Origin of the sequence: Paramuribaculum intestinale (assembly GCF_030759015.1) — a bacterium.
GTDB lineage: Bacteria > Bacteroidota > Bacteroidia > Bacteroidales > Muribaculaceae > Paramuribaculum > Paramuribaculum intestinale.
Window position 1 is genome coordinate 847,370 of the sequence record NZ_CP098825.1, and the last position, 20,473, is coordinate 867,842.

Below are 20,473 nucleotides of genomic sequence, written 5' to 3' on the forward strand. Positions count from 1 at the left end.
GAATATGTTAGTCATGTCTGTGGATCCGGAATTTTTTCTTGTGCCTCTCACGCCGGTTGTAGGTATATCGGTTGCAGCAGCTTTTATTGCGGCGGTGTATGTGCTGGCGGTGGTATTGCCGAGGCTCAAGCGTATTCTGAACGCATCGCGGGCTGTCAAAAACCGGGATGATGACGGAGAGCTTCCTCCGGTGTCGGTCGTAGTCTGTTCTCATGCCGATTCCGGACGACTTCGCCAGTTGCTGGCCGATATACTTGATCAGGACTATAATGCACCGTTTGAGATAGTGGTGGTCAATGACGAAGGTCATTCCCACACCGACGACATAGTGCGCGCTCTTCAGGTCGAACACCGCAACCTGTTCATAACTTTTCTGCCCGATGATACCCGCAGCCTTAGCCGGCGCAAGCTCGCAATCACGCTCGGCGTGAAGGCGGCCCACCACGACTGTCTGTTGCTGACAACAAGCAACTGTACAATACCGTCGCGCCTGTGGCTCCGGAGTATGGCGCGTCATTTTGTCGACAAATCAGTGGAAGTGGTGATTGGTTACGGACGCCATTGCGGCAATGATGATACCCCCGACCATGGCCACGGAAGCGGCCGGCGCACATTCGACCGTTTACGGTCTGCTTTGCTTTGGGTCGGTTCGGCGCTTGTCGGAAAGCCATTGCGTGGCACAGCATGTAATCTGGCCTACCGCAGGTCGGTGTTTTTCAAACACAAGGGATTTTCATCGGCGCTGCAGCTTAATTATGGCGACGATGATTTGTTTGTCAATGAAATTGCTACCGCATACAACTGTGTCGCTGAAATATATCCCGATGCCATAGTGGATCAGCACGAATCGGATATGGCTTATTCCCATCGTGCCGAATCCTTACGGCGCGAATTTACCTCTGCCATGCTTCCGCGTGCGCCTTTCCGGCTTATGGGTAGTGTCAGTGTGGCGCTATGGATATGGCTTCTCGCCTCGGTTGTGTCGGTGGTGTATGGCGCTCCGTCGATAGTGCCTCCGATAGTAGCCGTAGTCATGTTCGCCGGGATGTGGATACCCGTATCTCTTATGTGGCGGAAAGTGTGTGCGGTGCTCGAAGGCGGTCGTCAGGGATGGTCGGCGCTGTTTTTGTGGTTAGTCCAGCCGATCCGTACCATCGGACGCCGTTGGTCGGCATGGCGTCGGCGACGCAGTAATTTCACATGGGGGTGAATATAGTGCGAGCACAGTCTACTGTCGTTGGTCGGCGTGAAATTCAGGTTCGCCCTTAATGAGGTAGAAAAGTGATGATTATTGCAAAAAAGTGGTTGATTTTTTGCATGTGAATAAAAAAAAAGTGCGATATTTGCACTTGCAAATTGAAGACAAGTTCAATGTTGTCAACAATCAGTTGCGTATCAATGTATTATCAAAAAATATAGAATTATGACAAAAGCCGACATCGTTAGCGAAATCTCGAAGACCACCGGCATCGACAAAGCCTGTGTGCTCGAGACTGTAGAGAAGTTCATGGAAGTTGTGAAGGAGAGCCTCGGTCATGGCGAAAACGTATATCTTCGTGGCTTCGGCAGCTTCATCGTGAAGACCCGCTCGGAGAAGACCGCCCGCAACATCTCAAAGAACACCACAATAATCATCCCCGAGCACAAGATCCCGGCATTCAAGCCCGCCAAGGTGTTCATGGAAGATGTCAAGAACGCTAAGTGATCAGCATTCCCCAATATAATAACCAACTAAATATCGCATAAAATGCCAAGCGGAAAGAAAAGAAAAGGCCACAAGATGGCTACTCACAAGCGCAAAAAACGTCTGAAGAAGAACCGTCACAAGAAGAAGTGAGTCATACCCGCTGCGTGTTGCCGTCAGGCCCGACAGCGGACACTCATCGAATCTTCCGCTTCTAAATCAACAGACCGCGCGGAAATCGAACAGCGAAGGACAAACTTCTCAGGGTCCGCTCCGAGGGGCCGGAAGCTTTGTCCTTTGTTTTTTTTGCCGGGAGAACGCCAAGTGTGGCGCATACCCGGATAATCACAGTATAATATCAAGAAAATGAAAAGCGAACTCATTGTCGACGTGCAGCCAAAGGAAGTGTCGATAGCACTTCTGGAGGACTCCAGGCTTGTTTCGCTCCAGAAGGAGTCGAGAAACATAGCCTATGCGGTCGGCGACATCTACCTGGCGAAAGTCAAAAAGCTTATGCCGGGTCTGAATGCCGCCTTCGTCAACGTCGGGTATGAAAAAGACGCTTTCCTCCATTACCTTGATCTTGGCTCAAGCTTCGCAAGCTACTCAACCTTTTTGAAGCAGGCGCTCGATGACCGTAAGCATCAGCCGTCGCTGCCTAAAATGAAACTGAAGCCCGACATTGACAAGCACGGACAGATAACCGACGTGCTTCAGCCCGGGCAGGAACTGATGGTGCAGATAGTCAAGGAACCGATATCCTCCAAGGGTCCCAGACTCACCACAGAAATAACTCTTACGGGGCGCTATATGGTGCTCATACCTTTCGGCGACAAGATATCAGTGTCGCAGAAAATCAAAACCTCCGAGGAGAAGATCCGCCTCCGGAGGCTTATCGAGAGCATCAGGCCAAAGAATTTTTCCATCATCATCCGCACCTCGGCCGAAGGCAAACGTGTCACAGAGCTTAATCATGAGCTCCGCACGCTGCTCCAGTGCTGGGAAGACACGGTGGCCCGCGCACAGTGTGCGACTGCGCCGGCGCTGATTTTCGAGGAAGAAAGCCGCATAGTCGGAGTGCTCCGCGACATCTTCAATCCCGATTTCGAAAGCATCCACGTCAACGATCCCGACGTATATTCGCAGATCTCGAAATATGTCAATCTGATCGCACCCGACCGTAGTTCGATCGTGCAGCTCTATCAGAAACCGGAGCCTATATTTGATCATTTCGGTATCACGCGACAGATCAAGTCGTCGTTCGGCAAAACTGTTTCGTTCAAAAGCGGAGCCTACATCATCATAGAGCACACAGAGGCGCTCCATGTGATTGATGTCAATTCGGGCAACCGCTCAAAGGCCGCCGCCGACCAGGAAACCAATGCGCTGGAGGTGAATATGCGCGCTGCCGACGAGATTGCACGTCAGCTCCGACTCCGCGACATGGGGGGCATAATCGTGATTGACTTCATCGATATGGCCAAGTCCGAACACCGCCAGAAACTGTATGAGCACATGAGGGAGATCATGGCTACAGACCGTGCGCGCCACAACATACTCCCGCTCTCGAAATTCGGACTCATGCAGATCACCCGCCAGCGTGTAAGGCCGGCGCTCGACATCACTACCGCCGAAGAGTGTCCGTCGTGCTTCGGGAAGGGCAAGGTGCAGCCGTCGCTGCTCTTCACCGATCTGCTGCGTGAAAAAATAGATTATCTTGTGGACGAGCTGAAACAGACCGGTTTTACGATGTACGTACATCCGTTTGTCGATGCATACCTGAAAAAAGGACTGATATCCACATTTCGCCGCTGGCGCATGGAGACAGGCAAGAAGTTCAATGTCCGTCCCGATCAGAGCCTCGCATATCTGCAATACAGAGTGCTCGATGCCAAAGGCAACGAAATCGATCTCAAGGAGGAAAAAGACATCGATTCGTCGGCCACAAAATCAAAAAGCAAAGCCAAAAACAGAGGTAATGAGGATTAAAGGTCTTTAACCCGTCCTCACAGACCGACCAATATCACACGACACTGTGTCAGGAATCATCGATTCAGTCACAGTGTCGTGTGGTATTATGGTGGGGCATACGGCGATTGCGCTGACGTGCAGCTCTTTTACGGAGCTTTGGGCAGGAGAGTGACTCCGTCGGCGTCTACGGGGTATGTGGCGTTTTCGGCTTTCAGACGGGCTTCCATCAGGTAGAACATCTCACTGAGTTTTGCCGGATCTGCCGTGGCGAGATCATGGTTTTCGTATGGATCATCGGCCAGATTATACAGGCTGTAGCCCGGATGTTGAGGATCTTCGGGGTTATAGCGATAGATGATTTTCCAGTCACCTTTGCGGTAAACAGTATAATACTGACCGTAGTTATGATGCGGGAAGTGCATCAGGAAATCGTCGCGGTGACGCGGATCATGCTTTCCGCTGAGCAGTGTCCTCAGGTCAGAGCCGTCGAGTGTATGGTCTTCGGGATTGCCGATTCTGGCTACAGACAGCACTGTAGGGAAAATGTCCATGATTGTCGCCATCTGCGTCTGTATGCCGCCTTGGCTTATGGGATATTCCTTCTGGAATTTATTGTCGGGCGCCGGTTTAGCCCATGATATTATGGCCGGAACGAGCATGCCCCCCTCAAATTCCATTCCTTTCTTACCTCTGTAGGGAGCCGAGGAGGTGTGGCCGGCTTTGTCTCCCATCGGTGCGTCGCTGCCGTTGTCGCCGAGAAATATCAGGAGTGTGTTTTCGGCCTGGCCTATGGAGTCGAGATGATCCATGAGATCGCCGAGACTCTTGTCCATCCCTTCTATCAGAGCGGCGAATGCCGGTGCGTTGACCGGATATTCATCGGAGGTATAGTGGTCGATAAAACGCTTGTCGATGTCAAAAGGTGCATGTACGGCGTAATGGGCCAGATTGAGATAGAACGGTTTGCCCTCGTTTACGGCTTTGTCTACTTCGCTCGCCGCTTCAATGGTAAGCGCATCGGTAAGGAAGGTCTCGGTGTTATGGTATTTGTCGAGGTCGGGCACGGCGCGAGCTTTCCAGCCTTTGTACTTGCCGTAGCCGTTTTCAGGCAGATAGCTGGCAGGATGACCGATAGCCTAACCTGCTATGTTGACGTCAAACCCGAGATTGCGCGGATCGCGGCCGTCGGTGTGCATGTTGGAGAAATGAGCTTTTCCGACATGGATTGTCTTGTAGCCGTTTTCACGGAGTATTCCAGGGTAAGTGATGCTGCCTGATGTAAGGCCGTTCCAGTTCCAGTCGTAGGGGCCGTATTTGTCGCGGTTGTTGCTTTCGGCGTTGATCCAGTTGGTGGTGCGGTGACGGGCTGCATTATGTCCGGTCAGCAATGATGTGCGCGACGGAGAGCTTACGCTCTGTGCATAGAACTGTGTGAAGCGTGTGCCTTGCGCGGCGAGGCGCTCCATGTTTGGAGTGCGGTACCAGCGGTTGAGAGGCTGCTCGACAGGGTTGCCCTCTTTGTCGGTGACAAATGGGAGGGATGTATCCATAAGTCCCATGTCGTCGACAAGAAAGACCACTATGTTAGGGCGATCCTGAGCGCCGGCAACAGCTCCCGACAGGAGTCCTATGCCGGCTCCGATATATTTGGTGAATCTATTCATGTTGCTTGCATTGCGATTGATTACCATCCGGGATTTTGTGTGAGCTGAGGATTGAGGCGCACTTCGCGAAGCGGCAATGGGAACAGATAGTCCTTTGCCGGGTCGAATGTGCGTGAGTTGCCATCCTGCACGAGTATGAACCCGTCGGCGTTGAGTATTATGTCTTTGCCGGTGGTCAGCGCAGGGTATGATTCGGCATCAAATTTAGCACCGAGAATTGATTGCGGCAGTTCATGTTCGGCTGTTTTCCAGCGGATGAGGTCATCGTAGCGCAGTGATTCGGAGCAAAGTTCCACGCGGCGTTCGCGGCGTATCTCCTCAAGCATATCCAGTCCGTGTGCTGTTGCAAAGGCGTTGGTGAGGTGAGGCAGACAGTCGGGGTTGCCGGCGAATCGGTCGCGGATGGTGTTTACTGAAATATCGAGATCTGCATCAGAGATGCTGCCGTCAAGTTCGTAGGTTGCTTCTGCATACGTGATGAGCACCTCGGCATAGCGTATCAGTATCTCGTCGATCTTCGACTGGATATTGGCATAGGAGTCTTCATCGCCATATTTCTTGAACATGTAGCCGGTCTTGGTCTGGTTGGCCAGATTGGGTACAAAAGCCTCGTTCCTGAACGGGTCGCCCGGCCGCCAGATGGTCAAGGCCATGCGCGGGTCACGGTTGTCGAACTCCTTGCCGAGAGGCAGATATTCGACCGTATAGGCCGATTTGCCTATAGGCAGACCGTCTTTGCACAGGAATGCATCGGCGAGATGTTTGGTCGGGTCCTGTATGAAATCGACAATCACGCCTCGTATGCGGGCATTGTATGAGCTTGTTTCGTCGGAGTAGCGGAACGACAGGATGTGCTCCGAAGAGTCTTCACCCGGCAGAAGGAATAGATTGCGGTAGTCAGGATATATGCTGTATTCATTGCTGTCCATAAGCCGTCGGGCTGCATCGCGGGCTATGGCGAGGTATTGTGTGCCGTCGGCTCCGCCATGATATTTGTACCAGGTACCGAAATACAGCGCGATGCGTGCCGTGAGTGCCTGGATCGCTCCTTTGGTGATTCTGCCGAGATCATTTTTCATCGCGCTTTTCTGAGGCACGGCCGCTTCGGCTTCGGCAAGATCAGCGAGAATGATGTCGAGTATCTGGCGTTTGTCGATGCGTGGTCCGTAAAGTTCCTCTGAGGCAAGATCAAGCGTATGGTCGGCATAAGGCACATCGCCGAACCGTTTTATAAGATTGAAATAGAAATAAGCCTTGAAGAAGAGAGCTTCGCCGCGATAACGCGCTTTGACCGCATCGCTGACCTCTGCTTTGTCGTAGTTTTCGAGGAAGTCACATACCACACGTATGTTGTTGTAGGCGGTGGTCCATATCCCGTCGGTGTTCGATGCCGTATATGTGCCGCTGCTCACGGGGTTGCCGATCGCGGCGAAGCAGTCGATCGACTGGTTGTCGAGTGTATAGCTACGGTTCATGCTGGCATACAGGCTGTTGAGGCCGAGGCGAAGATCAGATTCCGTTTTCCAGAAAGTGTTAGGCGACAGTTCGGTCTTAGGTTCCTTGTCAAGGAAGTCGCTGCAGCTGCTGAGTGCGGCGAGTCCCATAAGGGCTGTCAATACGGTATATATTATCTTGTTCATGGATTCCTGTTGTTAAAAAGTAAGATTAATGCCGAATGAGTAGCTGCGGAGCATCGGATACATGTAGCCGTTGATGTTTGACAGTTCAGGATCGAAGTCGCTTTGCAGCTTGCTGTATTCAAGGAGATTGTCGCCACTGAAATAGATACGTAGACGGTCTATGCCCGCTTTGCGCATTATACGCGACGGCAAAGTGTATCCGATCTGCAGGTTTTTCAATCGGATATAGGCCGCATTCTGTAGCCAATGGTCTGATATCTGATAGTTGTGTGATGTGCCGGCATATGGGCGTGGCAGGGCGGCATTGGTGTTGTCGGGCGTCCAGTAGTCGTTGTGAAGGGTATAGGAGAAGTTGCCCCAGGTGTCGCGGAACGGAGCCATCACTTCCGACGACAGGTAGTAGTCGCGTTTGCCTACACCCTGGAAGAGTGCGCTGACATCGATGCCGTTCCAATCGGCGCTCAGGTTCAGCCCGAACACATAGCGTGGATTGGTCGAACCGAGATAGGCGATGTCGTTGGGTGCCGATATTTTGCCATCGTTGTCGAGGTCAATATATTTCACGTCGCCGGGAGCAGTGATGCCTTTGCGGAATACGGGATAGTTGTCGACCTCTTCCTGAGTCTTGAAGTAACCGTCGGTCTTGTAGCCGAATATGGCGCCGAGGGAATATCCTTCGGTATATACGCCTACGCCAGATGAGAATCCGTTGAATTCCTTACCGTAATTGGTGAGTTTGTCTTTTTGGTCGGAGAGCGAGAAGCGTGCCGAGTAGTTGAGGTTGCCTATGCGGTCGTTCCAGCCTATGGCTATGTTCCATCCGTGGACCTTGAGCTCGCCGTAGTTGCCGGTGGGGACTGTGATGCCAATCATGCTCGGGATCTCGATGCTGACAAGCATATCCTTGGTATGTTTCCAGAAGAGCTCGGCTTCGGCCGTGAGGCGGTTGTTGAGAAAGCCCAGATCGATACCGATATTTGTCATTTCTACAGTTTCCCATGTGCGGTCTTCGGAGGGGAGGCTGTTGACCTTTGCCCATTGTCCGAGTTCGTTGGCAAACGGGTAATATCCGCTGATGTTATATTTGGCGATATGGTCGTATAGGCCTAGGCCGTTCTGGTTGCCGAGCTGACCCCATGAAGCCCGCAGCTTAAGGTTGGTGACTATGTGCTGGCCCTTCATGAATGCCTCTTCGCTGATGCGCCATGCTCCCGAAAACGAGGGGAAGTAGCCCCATCGGTGTTTCTTCGAGAATCGCGATGAACCGTCCATGCGTATGTTGGCTTCGAATAGATAGCGTTCGTCTAAGTTATAGTTTATGCGTCCGAATCCCGACAGCAGTGCCCATTCGGTTTCGCTGGCGGAGTTGCTCCACTGGTCGGTCGACCCCATGACAAGTGCTGGCAGTTCGTTGCCGATTATATCGGTGCGCTCGCCGGTGAGGCTCTCATAGCTGTTGTTTTCAGCCGACCATCCTGCGAGTATGTGGAGGTTGTGCCGCTTAATTTTCAAATTGTAATCGGCGGTGAGTTGTACTGTGATATAGCGGGTGTTATCTGTCGACTGTGTGAGCCTGTTGGGTCCCGACTGGCCGGCTCCCATCGAGTTGAGTCCGTTCGGACCGTATTTTCCATATTGGCGGCGCCAGTTCTTGCTTTGCGAGTTGATGACTCGTCCGGCACCCACAGCTTTTACCTCAAGACCTTTCACCGGTTTGTATGACAGGGTGAAAACTCCTTCGATGCGCTGTCGGCGGGTGTGGTTCTCGCCTCCTTCTTTGAGTGCCTGAATCGGGTTGGCCTTCTATGTTGTATTCCAAAATTCTCGTTGAGATTTAGAAAAGATTAACGTTAAAAATCAATTGCTTATGTTTCTGTGCCGATTGTGTAGGCACAAAAGAGTCATGATCGAGGCCTCTGCCCCAATCAAATAACCGGCAATCGGTTAGAGCCCGAAATGCCTTGTAGTAAAAAAAGTCCTATCAGGCAAACTTCTATCAGTCACGCCCCATCGGGCTGACAGTTTACTTATTCAGCATAATAGGAAAGACGCCACAACCTTTCTTTTAGATGCAGCCAAGGCTCATCAAGGAGGCGAGAGTAGCCGTCTTACTGTATTTGCCTATAAGACTTTTGTGTGTCGCATTATCTAACGGCATTCATATCTGCGGTTTGATTTCAGTACGGAAAATATTATGTTGGAGAGCTTGCGGGCTATCCGGATTATGGCTTCCTGCGACTTCATTCCGCGGGTGCACAATGCGCCGAACTTTGCGGAGAGTTCCGCGTCGTGCCGTATGGCTATCCATGAGGCCTCGACTATTTTTGGACCGAGGAATTTGTTTCCCCGGAAAGTCTTCTCACCGACGTATTCCTTGTCGCCGCTTGATGACATCATCGGCACGAGTCCGAGGAACGATGCGAACTGGCGCTGGTTACTGAAGCGACCGATGTCATCAATCTCGGTAAGCAGGCTCATGGCAATTGTCGAACCAATGCCGGGAACCGACATCAGGATGCCGTATTTCTCGGCATACCTGTCGCTGCGCGCCAGCGAGCGCAATCTGCGGTTCACATCAAGGAGGCGTTCCCTGTAATGGAGTACCTCGGCAATGAGCAGGTCAAGCGAGACCCGGGTGTCGGAGAGCAACCGCACGTCATTCTGCAACCACGTTATGAAACTTCTTGTCCAGTGGCGGTTGCTTCGGAAATATTCTTCGGGGTACTCCACGCCGTTGTTGTACAGCAGATGCTTGATTCTGGATTTTATGCCGCCGGAAAGCTTCACAATAGTGGCGCGGTGGCGTACCAGCGCACGGTCGTCGAGGCTGTCCTTCGAGTGAATGTACACACTGCCGAGCTCGCCGCGCATAAGGGCTTTGGCCAGCTTTTTTGAATCCACCGGGTCTGACTTCGAGACCTTTTCCTTCTGGGTGGTCGGAACGTCAGCAGCATGTACCACGGTGCATTTTATACCAAGCTCAGTCAGGGCATAATAGGTCGAGAAGCCAGAAAACCCCGTCTCGTAGGCTGCATGGTAGCTACCGTTAGGATAATGCTTGTTCAAATGTTCAAAGAGCTCTTTGGCCGAAGCCTTTTGAGTATGAGTGCGCATAAACCCAGAGGGGGTGAGCACCGTGACACTCCATGTTCTCAGATGGACGTCAATACCAATAGAGATATTTTGTCCGCTGAAATCTTTTTTGTTACTTTGTACCATAGACGTATCGGTTTTGCTGTTAATGTATTTTGCTTTTACAAATTTACATGCAATTGCCCTTACGTCTATCTTTTCTCCTCACTCCTCTCGGGGGAAAGCCTTAGCGGCAAGGGGGCAGACAGCCCCCGTTGAGCGCCCCGTCAGCTAATCTGATGCAAACATAGTGACTTTCTTTGAGTGCCTGAATCGGGTTGGCCTGCATGCGGTAACGGGCATAGTTGCCGTTGGGATCATATACAGGCATATTGGGTCCCGCCTGTATCATGGTGATGTAGGGTATCGTCCAGCTGCTGAACTGCGCGGCAGTCTTTGAGGTTGTGCCGGTATATGTCATTTTGCTGTCGAAATTCAGTTTGTTTTTGACGAGATCGGCATTGACGTTTGATCTCAGTGTATAGCGGTCGTAGTTGTCAGGTCCATACTCGCTGAACATGCCGTCCTGGTCGAGCCATCCGGCCGAAAAACGGTAGCGAAGTGATTCGGATGCTTTGGAGACTGCCAGATTGTGGGTCTGCTGAAAACTGTGATCAAACATCATGCTGATCCAGTCAGTGTCGGCGGTGTAGATCCAGTCGTTGCCGTTGGGCAATGCTGTGACCGATGGATCGAGTATCGCCTCAAGAGCCTTTTCGGAGAAGTTCGGAGCCAATCCGGCATTGGTATATGCAAGATTCTGCATTATCGCGTGGTCATAGCTGTTGTTGCTCTTGACAATGCGTGTGGGTTTATTGAAGGAGAAGTTATCGGTGTACTCGACTTTGACTTTGGAGTCGGTGCCCTGACGTGTGGTGATCAATATCACGCCTTCGGCTGCCCGTGCGCCGTAAATAGCTGCCGAAGCCGCATCTTTGAGCACTGACACTGACTCTATGTCCTGAGGATTGACAAGATTTATGTCGCCCGGTAGACCGTCGATGATCACAAGGGCGCCTCCGGAGTTGACCGATGTGTTGCCTCGGATTTTTATAGAAGAAAACTGTCCCGGCTGACCGGTGCCTGACTGTACGGTGACGCCTGCCATCTGCCCCTGGATAGCGTCTGTCACGCTGCGTATGGGGCGGTTCTCGATGGCTTTGGCTGAAATATTTTCCACCGATCCGGTCAGGTTGACTTTTTTCTGTGAGCCGTAGCCGACAACGACTACCTCGTTGAGATAATTGTCATCTTCCTCCATGTTGAAATTGAGCGGCTTGTCGCCTGAGGCTTTGCCTTTGCCGGTGACATAGCCTATGCATGTCACTTCGATTGTAGAGCCGTCAGGAGCTTGTATGGAGTAGTTGCCGTTGATGTCGGTGATCGCTGCGAGGTTGGTCCCTTTGACGCGCACCGTCGCGCCGACTACAGGATCGCCGTAGGGATCAAGCACGGTGCCTTTTATGACTTTTTTGTTCTGTATGGGTTCAGACTGTTTCTCTTTGGCTGTCAGTACTATTTGTTTCCCGTCCTTGATGACGTATGACAAGTCGGCCTGACGGCAAATCTGATTCATTATCTCGTCAATGTTCTGGTTTTCGGCCGACACATTGACATTTTTGCGCATCCCGTCGAGATTGCTGTTGTAGAAAAAACGGTATGAAGTCGATTTTTCGATCTGCTTTATGACCTCAGCTACAGGCCGATCGCTCATGTGGAGCGAGATTTGTGCAGATGCTGATGATACCGACGCCGCGATAAGCAGCGAAAGTGACATCATTTTTTTCATAAACTGCTTCATGGTAAAAAAATGTGCAAGTTTTTTAAGTGATGACAAATAATCCTTTATAACTTTGCGAATACAATTGATTCGTGGCCTGGTCTGTCTGCAAACAGATGTCAGGTATTATAAAGGCGAATGATTGTGGTTTTTAGTGAGAGTGTCGGTCTATATGTAGACGGACACTCTCTGATTTTTATGGTTCGGAGGCTCTTATGTCATAGGCATAGCGTATTTGGATTGGTTTATAATGTTGTTGTATCGCTGATTTGTTTTTACAGGTTAGCGTCTGCGCAGATGGATTGTATCACCTTTGAAATAATAGTCGATCGGTGTCGTTAGATTGAGTATGTCTATGAAGTTGCGGATGTTGGTGTTGTGGATCGTGCCCGCAAAGCATTCCTTCCCAAGCGACGGATCATCGATCTTTATTTTGGTATTGTAAACACGACTGAGTATGATGGCAATCTCGTCAAGCGACTGCCCGTCGAAGGTTAGTTCGTCGTTTCGCCAGGGGGCTTCGCTCAGTTCCATGTCATCTGATGTCACAGTCGCTTTCATGTTGCGTAAGTCGATGGTGACTTGTTGGTGAGGCTGTAGAATAGTCGAGGCGTTGCTGTAGTTTACTCTCACCGATCCTTTGTAAAGCGAGGTGGTGAGGAAGTTGTCGGTGTCGTAGGCCGATATGTTGAACCTGGTTCCGAGAGCCTCTGTAGTGATGCCGCGAGCTTCCACTATAAAGGGATGTTCGGAATCCTTGGCGACGTCGAAACTTGCTTCGCCGTTGAGTGAGATGTAGCGGATTTTGTGACCGTAGTCGGAGTCATAACTTATGCATGAGCCTGAATTGAGCCATACGAGAGTGCCGTCGGGGAGTGTTACGCTGGCTCTTTGTCCGAGTTCGGCGGTGACGGCAAAAGTCGCAGGTTGATATGTGTGGCGGATGAAAAGATGTGTGGCGAGAATGCAGAGCGCTGCCGCCACGCAGGCGGCTGCCGCGCTGAAAATCACCCTCTTTATCTTTCCGGTGACTGCGTGCTTGTAGAATTGGATTCGATCCGGTCCGGAATGCTGTCCATCGGCTCCGGGATTGATCTGCTCCATGATACGGGCATACATACGGTCTTGAAGTTCGCGAGGTATCGATGCGTTTTTTTCAGCGACCCATACTTCATCGAATAGCCTGAAAAACTCTTCGCGGGTAGTGTTTCGACGCACATACTCCATTAGCTCCTTGCGTTCTTCAGGAGTCAGGGTGTTGTCAATCAAGTGATGAAGCAGGCTGATGTTCATGATGCATATTGATGATTGCGCCGCCTTGTGGCGACCGTTTGTTATTATTAGTCAAAAAGTGGGGGAGGGTACTTAGTACTTATAGCGCGTTTAATACAATTTAACACTCAAATATAGCAACGACATAACCGTAGCAGGTACATATCCGAGCATTTTTTTTAGTTCCCGCACCATAGCATAGATGTGTGCCTCTACAGTGCGTTCGCTGATATTCAGACGGTTGGCTATTTCAGCGTATGTCAGATTGTCGAATCGGCTCATCATGAACACTTTGCGTCGCATCTGGGGCTGTGAGTTCAGTATTTTCATGATATAATTGTTGAGCGATGTAGCCTCTGCTGAATCATTAGCCGAATCGTCGGCAAGCTTGTCGGCGGCTATATCGATGTTGTAGATCATCTTACACCGTGTCATTACGTAGCGGTAAGCGAGATTGCGTGCTATAACAGCTACATATCCTTCGAAATTTTTGTCGGGGTCAATGTTTTCGCGGCGTTCCCATATAGTCAGAAATAGATCCTGGACTATATCCTCCGCCATATCTTCGTTGCCTAATAAGTAGGATACGGTCCGATATACTCTGGGGCTATACCGCCGATAGACTGTAGCGAAAGCCTCATAACTGCCATCTTTGAGCTGTTTGAGCAGTTTGGCTTCAGTGGCTTCATCCGATGTGATTTTTGGCTTTATTCTGATCATCTGACAATTATTGGTTGGCCTGTTTTCAACCGGCATTCAGGCAGGTTGTTGTTGAGTTGATGTTATTGGATTTTGAAATGTGATGTGACGTTGGTTCACAGTAGTCTGCTATGCGTGGCAGCGAGTTTGACTGCGTTGCCGTGATGATAAATACTTACTGCACATGTTGATGACAATGACAAAAGTAGAGATAAATATGCTAACCTCCAAATAGGAAAGGCTCACTGGACTTCACACGCTGCCGACGATGGTGTTGATGCTGTGTCAGTGAAGCGTCAGGGGTGGGGTAGTGGTTTATAATGATGCATAATGATACGTAATGGACGCATAAGTGGTGCATAATGTGCATAAAATGAAGAAAAATGTGCATTTGTTTGGACATAGAGCCTAATTTAGGTTATCTTTGCGAAAGATACCAGTAAAGGATTTTATCTGAAGCGCGACAAGCGTATATCACACATAGACACAATCTGCAAAATGGAACATCATAACTTCAGCCACAGGCTGCGCAGCGATGCCAGCACGTCGGGTCGACGTATGGCCGGCGCACGGGCGTTGTGGCGTGCCAACGGCATGAAAGAGGAGATGATAGGTCGTCCGGTGATAGCTGTGGTCAATTCGTTCACACAGTTTGTGCCCGGGCACACCCATCTTCATGAAATAGGCCAGACTGTGAAGCAGGAGATCGAAAGGCTCGGATGCTTTGCAGCCGAATTCAATACCATTGCCATAGATGACGGCATAGCCATGGGACATGACGGAATGCTGTACTCATTGCCGTCGCGCGATCTGATAGCCGATTCGGTGGAATATATGGTCAATGCCCACAAGGCCGATGCGATGGTGTGCATATCCAATTGCGACAAAGTGACTCCCGGAATGCTGATGGCGGCCATGCGGCTTAATATTCCGGCGGTGTTTGTCAGCGGCGGTCCGATGGAGGCTGGAGAGGCCGGAGGCAAAGCTGTGGATCTGATCGACATAATGATCGATTCGGCCGATATGACCGTAAGCGACGAGGCCGTGGCCGAGCTTGAGCGTAACGGATGTCCTACCTGCGGAAGTTGCTCGGGTATGTTTACGGCCAATTCGATGAATTCGCTCAACGAGGCTATCGGTCTTGCTCTGCCCGGCAACGGCACGGTGCTTGCAACCCATATCAACCGCCGACAGCTTTTCAAGGATGCCGCCCGGCAGATTGTGGAAAATACCTACCGTTACTATCGCGACGGAGACGAATCGGTATTGCCCCGCAATATCGCTACACGCCAGGCTATGCTCAATGCCATGACGCTCGACATCGCTATGGGCGGATCCACCAATACTGTGCTCCATCTGCTGGCTATAGCGAATGAGGCCGGAGCCGATTTCAATATAGCCGATATCGACGCATTGTCGCGCCGCACGCCGGTTTTGTGCAAGGTGGCGCCCAACTCGCATTACCACATAGAGGATGTCAACCGCGCCGGAGGCATTCTGTCGATCATGCGCGAACTTGCGTCGGGCGGTCTGATCGACACCTCTGTGAAGCGTGTCGACGGGCTGACTCTCGGTGAGGCAATCGATCTGTGGGCCATAGGCGGCCGTCGTTATGCCGATCGCGCCGACGAGCTGTGGCGCAGTGCTCCGGCACGCAGACGCACAACCGAACTCGGCTCGCAGATGACATATTACTCCGATCTCGATACCGACCGCAAGAATGGTTGCATACGCGACCTTGATCATGCTTACGTGAAGGATGGGGGACTGGCCGTGTTGCGCGGCAATATAGCGCTTGACGGATGCGTGGTCAAGACCGCAGGAGTAGATGAGAGCATATTCCGGTTCAGCGGGCCGGCCAAGGTGTTCCGCTCGCAGGAGGAGGCCGTCGACGGTATCCTGCGCGACCAGGTGAAGGCCGGCGACGTCGTGGTGATCGTCTACGAGGGGCCTAAGGGTGGTCCGGGAATGCAGGAAATGCTTTATCCCACGAGCTATATAAAGAGCAAACATCTGGGCAAACAGTGTGCGCTTGTCACCGACGGACGTTTCTCCGGCGGCACATCGGGGCTGTCCATAGGCCACGTATCGCCTGAAGCGGCGGCTGGTGGAGCGATAGGTCTGGTGCGCGACGGCGATATAATCACCATCGATATTCCGGCTCGTACTATCAATGTAGAACTGACCGACGGACAGCTTGCCGAACGTCGCAGTAAGGAAGAAAGCTTCGGCAAAGAGGCATTCACACCTCGCGGCCGTGACCGCCACATATCCAAAGCCCTCAAGGCATATGCCGCCGCAGTGACTTCGGCCGACAAGGGAGGGGTAAGACATATCGACTGAAAATGGAAAAGAAAATATCAGGAGCCGAAGCGCTCATCAAATCGCTCATAGCCGAGGGAGTCGACCGTGTGTTCGGTTATCCCGGAGGAGCTATAATCCCTGTCTACGACAAGCTGTATGACTATACCGACAGTCTGACACACGTGCTTGTCAGGCACGAACAGGGAGCTATTCATGCCGCTCAGGGATATGCCCGTGTGTCGGGACGCCCGGGTGTGGTTATCGTAACGTCCGGTCCGGCCGCCACCAATGTAATGACCGGCCTCAGCGACGCCATGATGGACTCTACGCCGCTGGTTGTCATCACGGGACAGGTCTATGCGTCGCTTCTCGGTTCGGACGCTTTTCAGGAAACCGATGTGGTCGGCATCACACAGCCGATCACCAAGTGGGCCATACAGGTGCGTCGCGCCGAGGATATCCCTGCGGTAGTGGCGCGTGCGTTCCATATAGCCAGCACCGGACGTCCGGGGCCGGTAGTGATAGACATAGCGAAAAATGCCCAGACCGACATGCTCGACGAGCAGGCCTACCGCAAGTGCAGCTACATACGGTCGTATATGCCTATGCCCGAGATTCCCGATGCCGACCTGCGTCGCGCGGCTGACATCATCAACGCCGCCGAACGGCCTATGATCATATCGGGTCATGGAGTGATGATATCGGGAGCGGAGCGTGCATTGCAGGAGTTGGCCGAAAAAGCCGACATTCCTGTGGCTACTACATTGCTCGGCTTGTCAACCATTCCCACGGCCCATCGGCTTAACAAAGGTATGGTGGGCATGCACGGCAATGTCGGGCCCAACTGGAATACCAACCGGGCCGATGTGATCGTGGCCGTGGGCATGAGGTTTGACGACCGTGTGACCGGCGATGTCGAGCGCTATGCTACCGGCGCAAGGATAGTGCATATCGATATCGATGCTTCGGAGTTCAACAAGAATATCCCCGCTGCGGCCACCGTTCACGGCGACGCCCGGCATGCTCTCGAGGGGCTGATACCGATGATAACTTCAAAGACGCATGATGAGTGGCTCGCATCGTTCGACCGATGCGATCGCGTGGAATACGATATGGTTGAGCGTGCGGCTCTCGGTGTGGGTGCGCCTGCGCAGGGAGCCATGTGCATGGGTGAGGTGGCCCGCAAGGTTTCCGAAGTGGCGGGACCCGACGCTGTGCTTGTCACTGATGTCGGTCAGAACCAGCTGCTCTCGGCCCGCTACTTCAACTACTGCAAGCCGCGCAGCATCATCACCTCGGGCGGCCTTGGCACGATGGGATTCGGTCTGCCGGCTGCCATAGGCGCGAAGATGGCTGCTCCGGAGCGTCCGGTGTGCATATTCTGCGGCGACGGAGGCTTCCAGATGACCATTCAGGAGCTGGGTACCATCATGCAGTATGGCACAGCGGTGAAGATAATAGTGCTAAATAACGATTATCTCGGCAATGTGCGCCAGTGGCAGGCTATGTTCTATGACAACCGCTTCTCGCAGACTCCGATGGTAAATCCTGATTTTGTGGCCATAGTGCGCGCCTACGGCATCAAGGCCGAGAATGTGGAGCGTCGAGAGGACCTGGAACCCGCCATACGCCGCATGATGGAGCACCCCGGCGCATATATGCTCAACGTGAGAGTCGACGAGCGCGACATGGTGTTCCCCATGACTCCCGGGGGAGAGGCTGTCGACTACATATTGCTCGACGAGGACACGGTGTTTTCCGATGAAGAATAAAATTTCCGCAAGATAGAATCTTTTCATGACTATGGAAGAAAAAACGCTGTTCACCGTGGCGGTTTTTGCCGAAAACCACGTGGGACTGATGAACCAGCTGTCGATCATCCTCACCCGCAGGTGTATAAATATGGAGAGTATCAGCGCAAGCCGCTGTTCGATACCCGATGTCAGCAAGGTGACATTCACATGCTACAGCGACAGGCTGACAATGGACAAGATCGTCAAGCAGATAGAAAAGCGTATCGACGTTTTGCGCGCATTTCTCTATACTGACGATGATATCGTGTATCAGGAGGTGGCTCTCTATAAGGTGCCCACCGCGAGGCTTCTCGACGAGCAGCATCTCGAAGAGATCATTCGCTCCCACGGAGCGCGCATCCTTGAGATCACACGCGACAACACCATCATAGAAAAAACCGGACACAGCGACGAAACCGAGGCTCTTTTTGAGGAGCTGAAGCGTTACGATATCAGGCAATTCGTGCGGTCGGGGCGGGTGGCTATCACTAAGTCGCCCATAGAACATGTCGACCGCTTTCTTGTCGAACAGGAGCAGCGCCGTCTGCGCGTCAACGAGATATGACCGCAGCAGAGAATCTGCCTACGGAGCTGACAGTCGGTTATCGTATGACGGCAGCCGGAGCATCGGCCCAGGGAACATTGCCGCTGTCCACGCTCGTGGCCGACGTGATACAGGTGGCTACCGATCATGCCAACGCTCTCGGAGTCGGATATTCCCGGCTTATAGAGGACGGAAATTCATGGGTGTTGAGCCGGCTGACCATAGAGGTGGACCGTATGCCGCGCATTAATGAGGACTATAGCCTGACCACGTGGATAGAAGGATTCAACCGACACTTTTCCGAGCGTAATTTCGAGCTCCGTGCGTCGGGCGTCACGATAGGCTATATGCGGACTGTGTGGGTGGCCATCAATGTGGCCACACGCCGTCCGGCAGATCTGTCGGGCATCTCCCATCTGCAGAGTACGGTGAGCGACCGGCGTTGTCCGATAGAGCCGCAGAGGCGCATCCCGTCACCTCCGGCAGATATGGCCGACGTGTATGAGGTGATTTTCCGTTCGTCGGATATAGATTTCAACCGTCATGTCACCACAACCCGTTATATGGAGCTTGCAGTCGACTCTCTCCCGCTGGAACTTTATGACCGGGCGTACACACGGCGTTTTGAGATCGCGTTCCGTCATGAGGCACGATGGGGCGAGGCAGCGAGGGTGATCACAGCACCGGTTGACGATGACGCAATGGACTATGTCACATCTGTGGCGCTTGCCGATGGCACACAGCTCTGCAGTGTGCGTCACACACTCCAGCCTGTTCAGTGACATGACGTGGAAACATACTTTAACGAAAACATTAAAAAAGTAGATGATATTTCAAATTAAAACAAAAATACATTGTTTTTGTGATAAATTGTAATATCTTTGTGGTTCAAATTTTGAAAATATCACTTAAGAGAATAATATGGCAAAATTAAATTTCGGTGGCGTAGAGGAAACGGTCGTCACCCGCGAGGAATATCCTCTTGAAAAGGCCCGCGAGATACTCAAGGACGAAACGATAGCCGTGATAGGCTACGGCGTGCAGGGGCCGGGTCAAAGCATGAATCTCCGCGACAATGGATTCAATGTCATCGTCGGACAGCGTCAGGGCAAGACCTACGACAAGGCGGTGGCCGACGGATGGGTTCCCGGACAGACACTGTTCTCCATAGAGGAGGCCTGCCAGAAGGGCACTATCATCATGTGTCTGCTCAGTGATGCCGCAGTCATGTCGGTATGGCCGCAGATCAAGCAATATCTGACAGCCGGCAAGGCATTGTATTTCTCACATGGCTTCGCCATCACGTGGAACGACCGCACCGGCGTCGTGCCTCCGGCCGACATCGATGTGATAATGGTGGCTCCCAAGGGTTCGGGCACTTCGCTCCGCACGATGTTTCTTGAGGGTCGCGGACTTAACTCCAGCTATGCCATATATCATGACTACACCGGCCACGCCCTTGAGCGCACAATCGCTCTCGGCATAGGCATCGGATCGGGCTATCTCTTCGAAACAACCTTCCAGCGCGAGGCTACTTCCGACCTGACAGGCGAACGCGGCTCGCTGATGGGAGCCATACAGGGACTGCTGCTGGCGCAGTACGAGGTGCTCCGCGAGAACGGACACACCCCCTCCGAAGCATTCAATGAAACCGTAGAGGAACTGACCCAGAGCCTGATGCCTCTCTTTGCAAAAAACGGTATGGACTGGATGTATGCCAATTGCTCGACAACCGCACAGCGTGGCGCACTCGACTGGATGGGGCCGTTCCACGATGCCGTGAAGCCCGTAGTGCAGCGTCTGTATGAGAGCGTGAAGTGCGGCAACGAGGCGCAGATATCCATCGATTCCAATTCCAAGCCCGACTATCGCGAGAAGCTTGAGAAGGAGCTGAAAGATCTTCGTGAGAGCGAGATGTGGCAGGCTGCGGTGACTGTGCGCTCGCTCCGCCCCGAAAACAACTGAATCCGGACGGTCAGGCAACACGACC

14 protein-coding genes and 1 pseudogene are annotated in these 20,473 nt (G+C 52.3%); 8 read left to right on the forward strand and 7 right to left on the reverse strand.

The annotated features are described in order from the left end of the window. The first annotated feature begins 4 nt into the window (after window positions 1–4). The 3 genes from NF347_RS03785 (at window position 5) to NF347_RS03795 (ending at window position 3,673) form a co-directional block, all read left to right on the forward strand. Window positions 5–1,210, forward strand: coding sequence for a glycosyltransferase (locus tag NF347_RS03785; protein ID WP_107035710.1), 1,206 nt, complete (start codon window positions 5–7; stop codon window positions 1,208–1,210). 213 nt (window positions 1,211–1,423) lie between these two features. Continuing rightward, complete coding sequence (locus tag NF347_RS03790; RefSeq protein ID WP_107035709.1) at window positions 1,424–1,705, forward strand: HU family DNA-binding protein; 282 nt, start codon at window positions 1,424–1,426, stop codon at window positions 1,703–1,705. A 345-nt stretch (window positions 1,706–2,050) separates the two neighbouring features. After that, window positions 2,051–3,673 carry an Rne/Rng family ribonuclease gene (locus NF347_RS03795; protein ID WP_107035708.1) on the forward strand — a complete coding sequence of 541 codons (1,623 nt, stop codon included), beginning with the start codon at window positions 2,051–2,053 and terminating at the stop codon, window positions 3,671–3,673. Between the two features lie 128 nt (window positions 3,674–3,801). Here the strand turns inward: NF347_RS03795 and NF347_RS03800 are convergent. The 7 genes and pseudogenes from NF347_RS03800 to NF347_RS03830 form a co-directional block, all read right to left on the reverse strand. Further along, window positions 3,802–5,319, reverse strand: a pseudogene (locus tag NF347_RS03800) (sulfatase-like hydrolase/transferase). Window positions 5,320–5,339: 20 nt separating this feature from the next. Beyond that, entirely contained in the window at window positions 5,340–6,959 is a 1,620-nt protein-coding gene (locus NF347_RS03805) for a RagB/SusD family nutrient uptake outer membrane protein (RefSeq protein WP_107681481.1), read from the reverse strand. Between the two features lie 12 nt (window positions 6,960–6,971). Continuing rightward, window positions 6,972–8,750, reverse strand: a complete 1,779-nt coding sequence (locus NF347_RS03810) for a SusC/RagA family TonB-linked outer membrane protein (RefSeq protein WP_262497745.1) — start codon at window positions 8,748–8,750, stop codon at window positions 6,972–6,974. Window positions 8,751–9,107: 357 nt separating this feature from the next. Further along, window positions 9,108–10,178 (reverse strand): IS110 family RNA-guided transposase, encoded by a 1,071-nt coding sequence (locus NF347_RS03815; RefSeq protein WP_055301324.1) that lies wholly within the window; start codon window positions 10,176–10,178, stop codon window positions 9,108–9,110. Between the two features lie 100 nt (window positions 10,179–10,278). Continuing rightward, window positions 10,279–11,871, reverse strand: a complete 1,593-nt coding sequence (locus NF347_RS03820; protein WP_161553816.1) for a SusC/RagA family TonB-linked outer membrane protein — start codon at window positions 11,869–11,871, stop codon at window positions 10,279–10,281. 282 nt (window positions 11,872–12,153) lie between these two features. Beyond that, on the reverse strand, window positions 12,154–13,164 hold the full coding sequence (locus tag NF347_RS03825; RefSeq protein ID WP_107035705.1) for a FecR family protein: 1,011 nt from the start codon (window positions 13,162–13,164) through the stop codon (window positions 12,154–12,156). Between the two features lie 90 nt (window positions 13,165–13,254). Next, on the reverse strand, window positions 13,255–13,863 hold the full coding sequence (locus tag NF347_RS03830) for an RNA polymerase sigma factor (protein WP_107035704.1): 609 nt from the start codon (window positions 13,861–13,863) through the stop codon (window positions 13,255–13,257). A 477-nt stretch (window positions 13,864–14,340) separates the two neighbouring features. Here NF347_RS03830 and ilvD point away from each other — a divergent pair, with 477 nt between their 5' ends. The 5 genes from ilvD to ilvC all read left to right on the forward strand — a co-directional run bounded on the left by ilvD (window position 14,341) and on the right by ilvC (window position 20,448). After that, window positions 14,341–16,185 carry a dihydroxy-acid dehydratase gene (gene ilvD, locus NF347_RS03835; protein WP_107035703.1) on the forward strand — a complete coding sequence of 615 codons (1,845 nt, stop codon included), beginning with the start codon at window positions 14,341–14,343 and terminating at the stop codon, window positions 16,183–16,185. A gap of 2 nt (window positions 16,186–16,187) precedes the next feature. Beyond that, window positions 16,188–17,918 (forward strand): biosynthetic-type acetolactate synthase large subunit, encoded by a 1,731-nt coding sequence (ilvB, locus tag NF347_RS03840; RefSeq protein WP_107035702.1) that lies wholly within the window; start codon window positions 16,188–16,190, stop codon window positions 17,916–17,918. A gap of 31 nt (window positions 17,919–17,949) precedes the next feature. After that, window positions 17,950–18,504: an acetolactate synthase small subunit gene (gene ilvN, locus NF347_RS03845; protein ID WP_107035701.1), complete on the forward strand. Its 555-nt coding sequence runs from the start codon at window positions 17,950–17,952 to the stop codon at window positions 18,502–18,504. After that, window positions 18,501–19,265, forward strand: coding sequence for an acyl-[acyl-carrier-protein] thioesterase (locus NF347_RS03850; RefSeq protein WP_107681560.1), 765 nt, complete (start codon window positions 18,501–18,503; stop codon window positions 19,263–19,265). Before ilvN ends, NF347_RS03850 begins: the two co-directional genes overlap by 4 nt. Before the next feature lie 139 nt (window positions 19,266–19,404). Beyond that, on the forward strand, window positions 19,405–20,448 hold the full coding sequence (gene ilvC / locus NF347_RS03855; RefSeq protein ID WP_107681561.1) for a ketol-acid reductoisomerase: 1,044 nt from the start codon (window positions 19,405–19,407) through the stop codon (window positions 20,446–20,448). Window positions 20,449–20,473 lie beyond the last annotated feature (25 nt).

Excerpts from the sequence above, each read along its gene's own strand:
- NF347_RS03785 (WP_107035710.1), top strand. The coding sequence starts at position 5 with ATGTTAGTCATGTCTGTGGATCCGGAATTTTTTCTTGTGCCTCTCACG.
- NF347_RS03790 (WP_107035709.1), top strand. The coding sequence starts at position 1,424 with ATGACAAAAGCCGACATCGTTAGCGAAATCTCGAAGACCACCGGCATC.
- NF347_RS03795 (WP_107035708.1), top strand. The coding sequence starts at position 2,051 with ATGAAAAGCGAACTCATTGTCGACGTGCAGCCAAAGGAAGTGTCGATA.
- NF347_RS03805 (WP_107681481.1), bottom strand. The coding sequence starts at position 6,959 with ATGAACAAGATAATATATACCGTATTGACAGCCCTTATGGGACTCGCC.
- NF347_RS03815 (WP_055301324.1), bottom strand. The coding sequence starts at position 10,178 with ATGGTACAAAGTAACAAAAAAGATTTCAGCGGACAAAATATCTCTATT.
- NF347_RS03820 (WP_161553816.1), bottom strand. The coding sequence starts at position 11,871 with ATGATGTCACTTTCGCTGCTTATCGCGGCGTCGGTATCATCAGCATCT.
- NF347_RS03825 (WP_107035705.1), bottom strand. The coding sequence starts at position 13,164 with ATGAACATCAGCCTGCTTCATCACTTGATTGACAACACCCTGACTCCT.
- NF347_RS03830 (WP_107035704.1), bottom strand. The coding sequence starts at position 13,863 with ATGATCAGAATAAAGCCAAAAATCACATCGGATGAAGCCACTGAAGCC.
- ilvD (WP_107035703.1), top strand. The coding sequence starts at position 14,341 with ATGGAACATCATAACTTCAGCCACAGGCTGCGCAGCGATGCCAGCACG.
- ilvB (WP_107035702.1), top strand. The coding sequence starts at position 16,188 with ATGGAAAAGAAAATATCAGGAGCCGAAGCGCTCATCAAATCGCTCATA.
- ilvN (WP_107035701.1), top strand. The coding sequence starts at position 17,950 with ATGGAAGAAAAAACGCTGTTCACCGTGGCGGTTTTTGCCGAAAACCAC.
- NF347_RS03850 (WP_107681560.1), top strand. The coding sequence starts at position 18,501 with ATGACCGCAGCAGAGAATCTGCCTACGGAGCTGACAGTCGGTTATCGT.
- ilvC (WP_107681561.1), top strand. The coding sequence starts at position 19,405 with ATGGCAAAATTAAATTTCGGTGGCGTAGAGGAAACGGTCGTCACCCGC.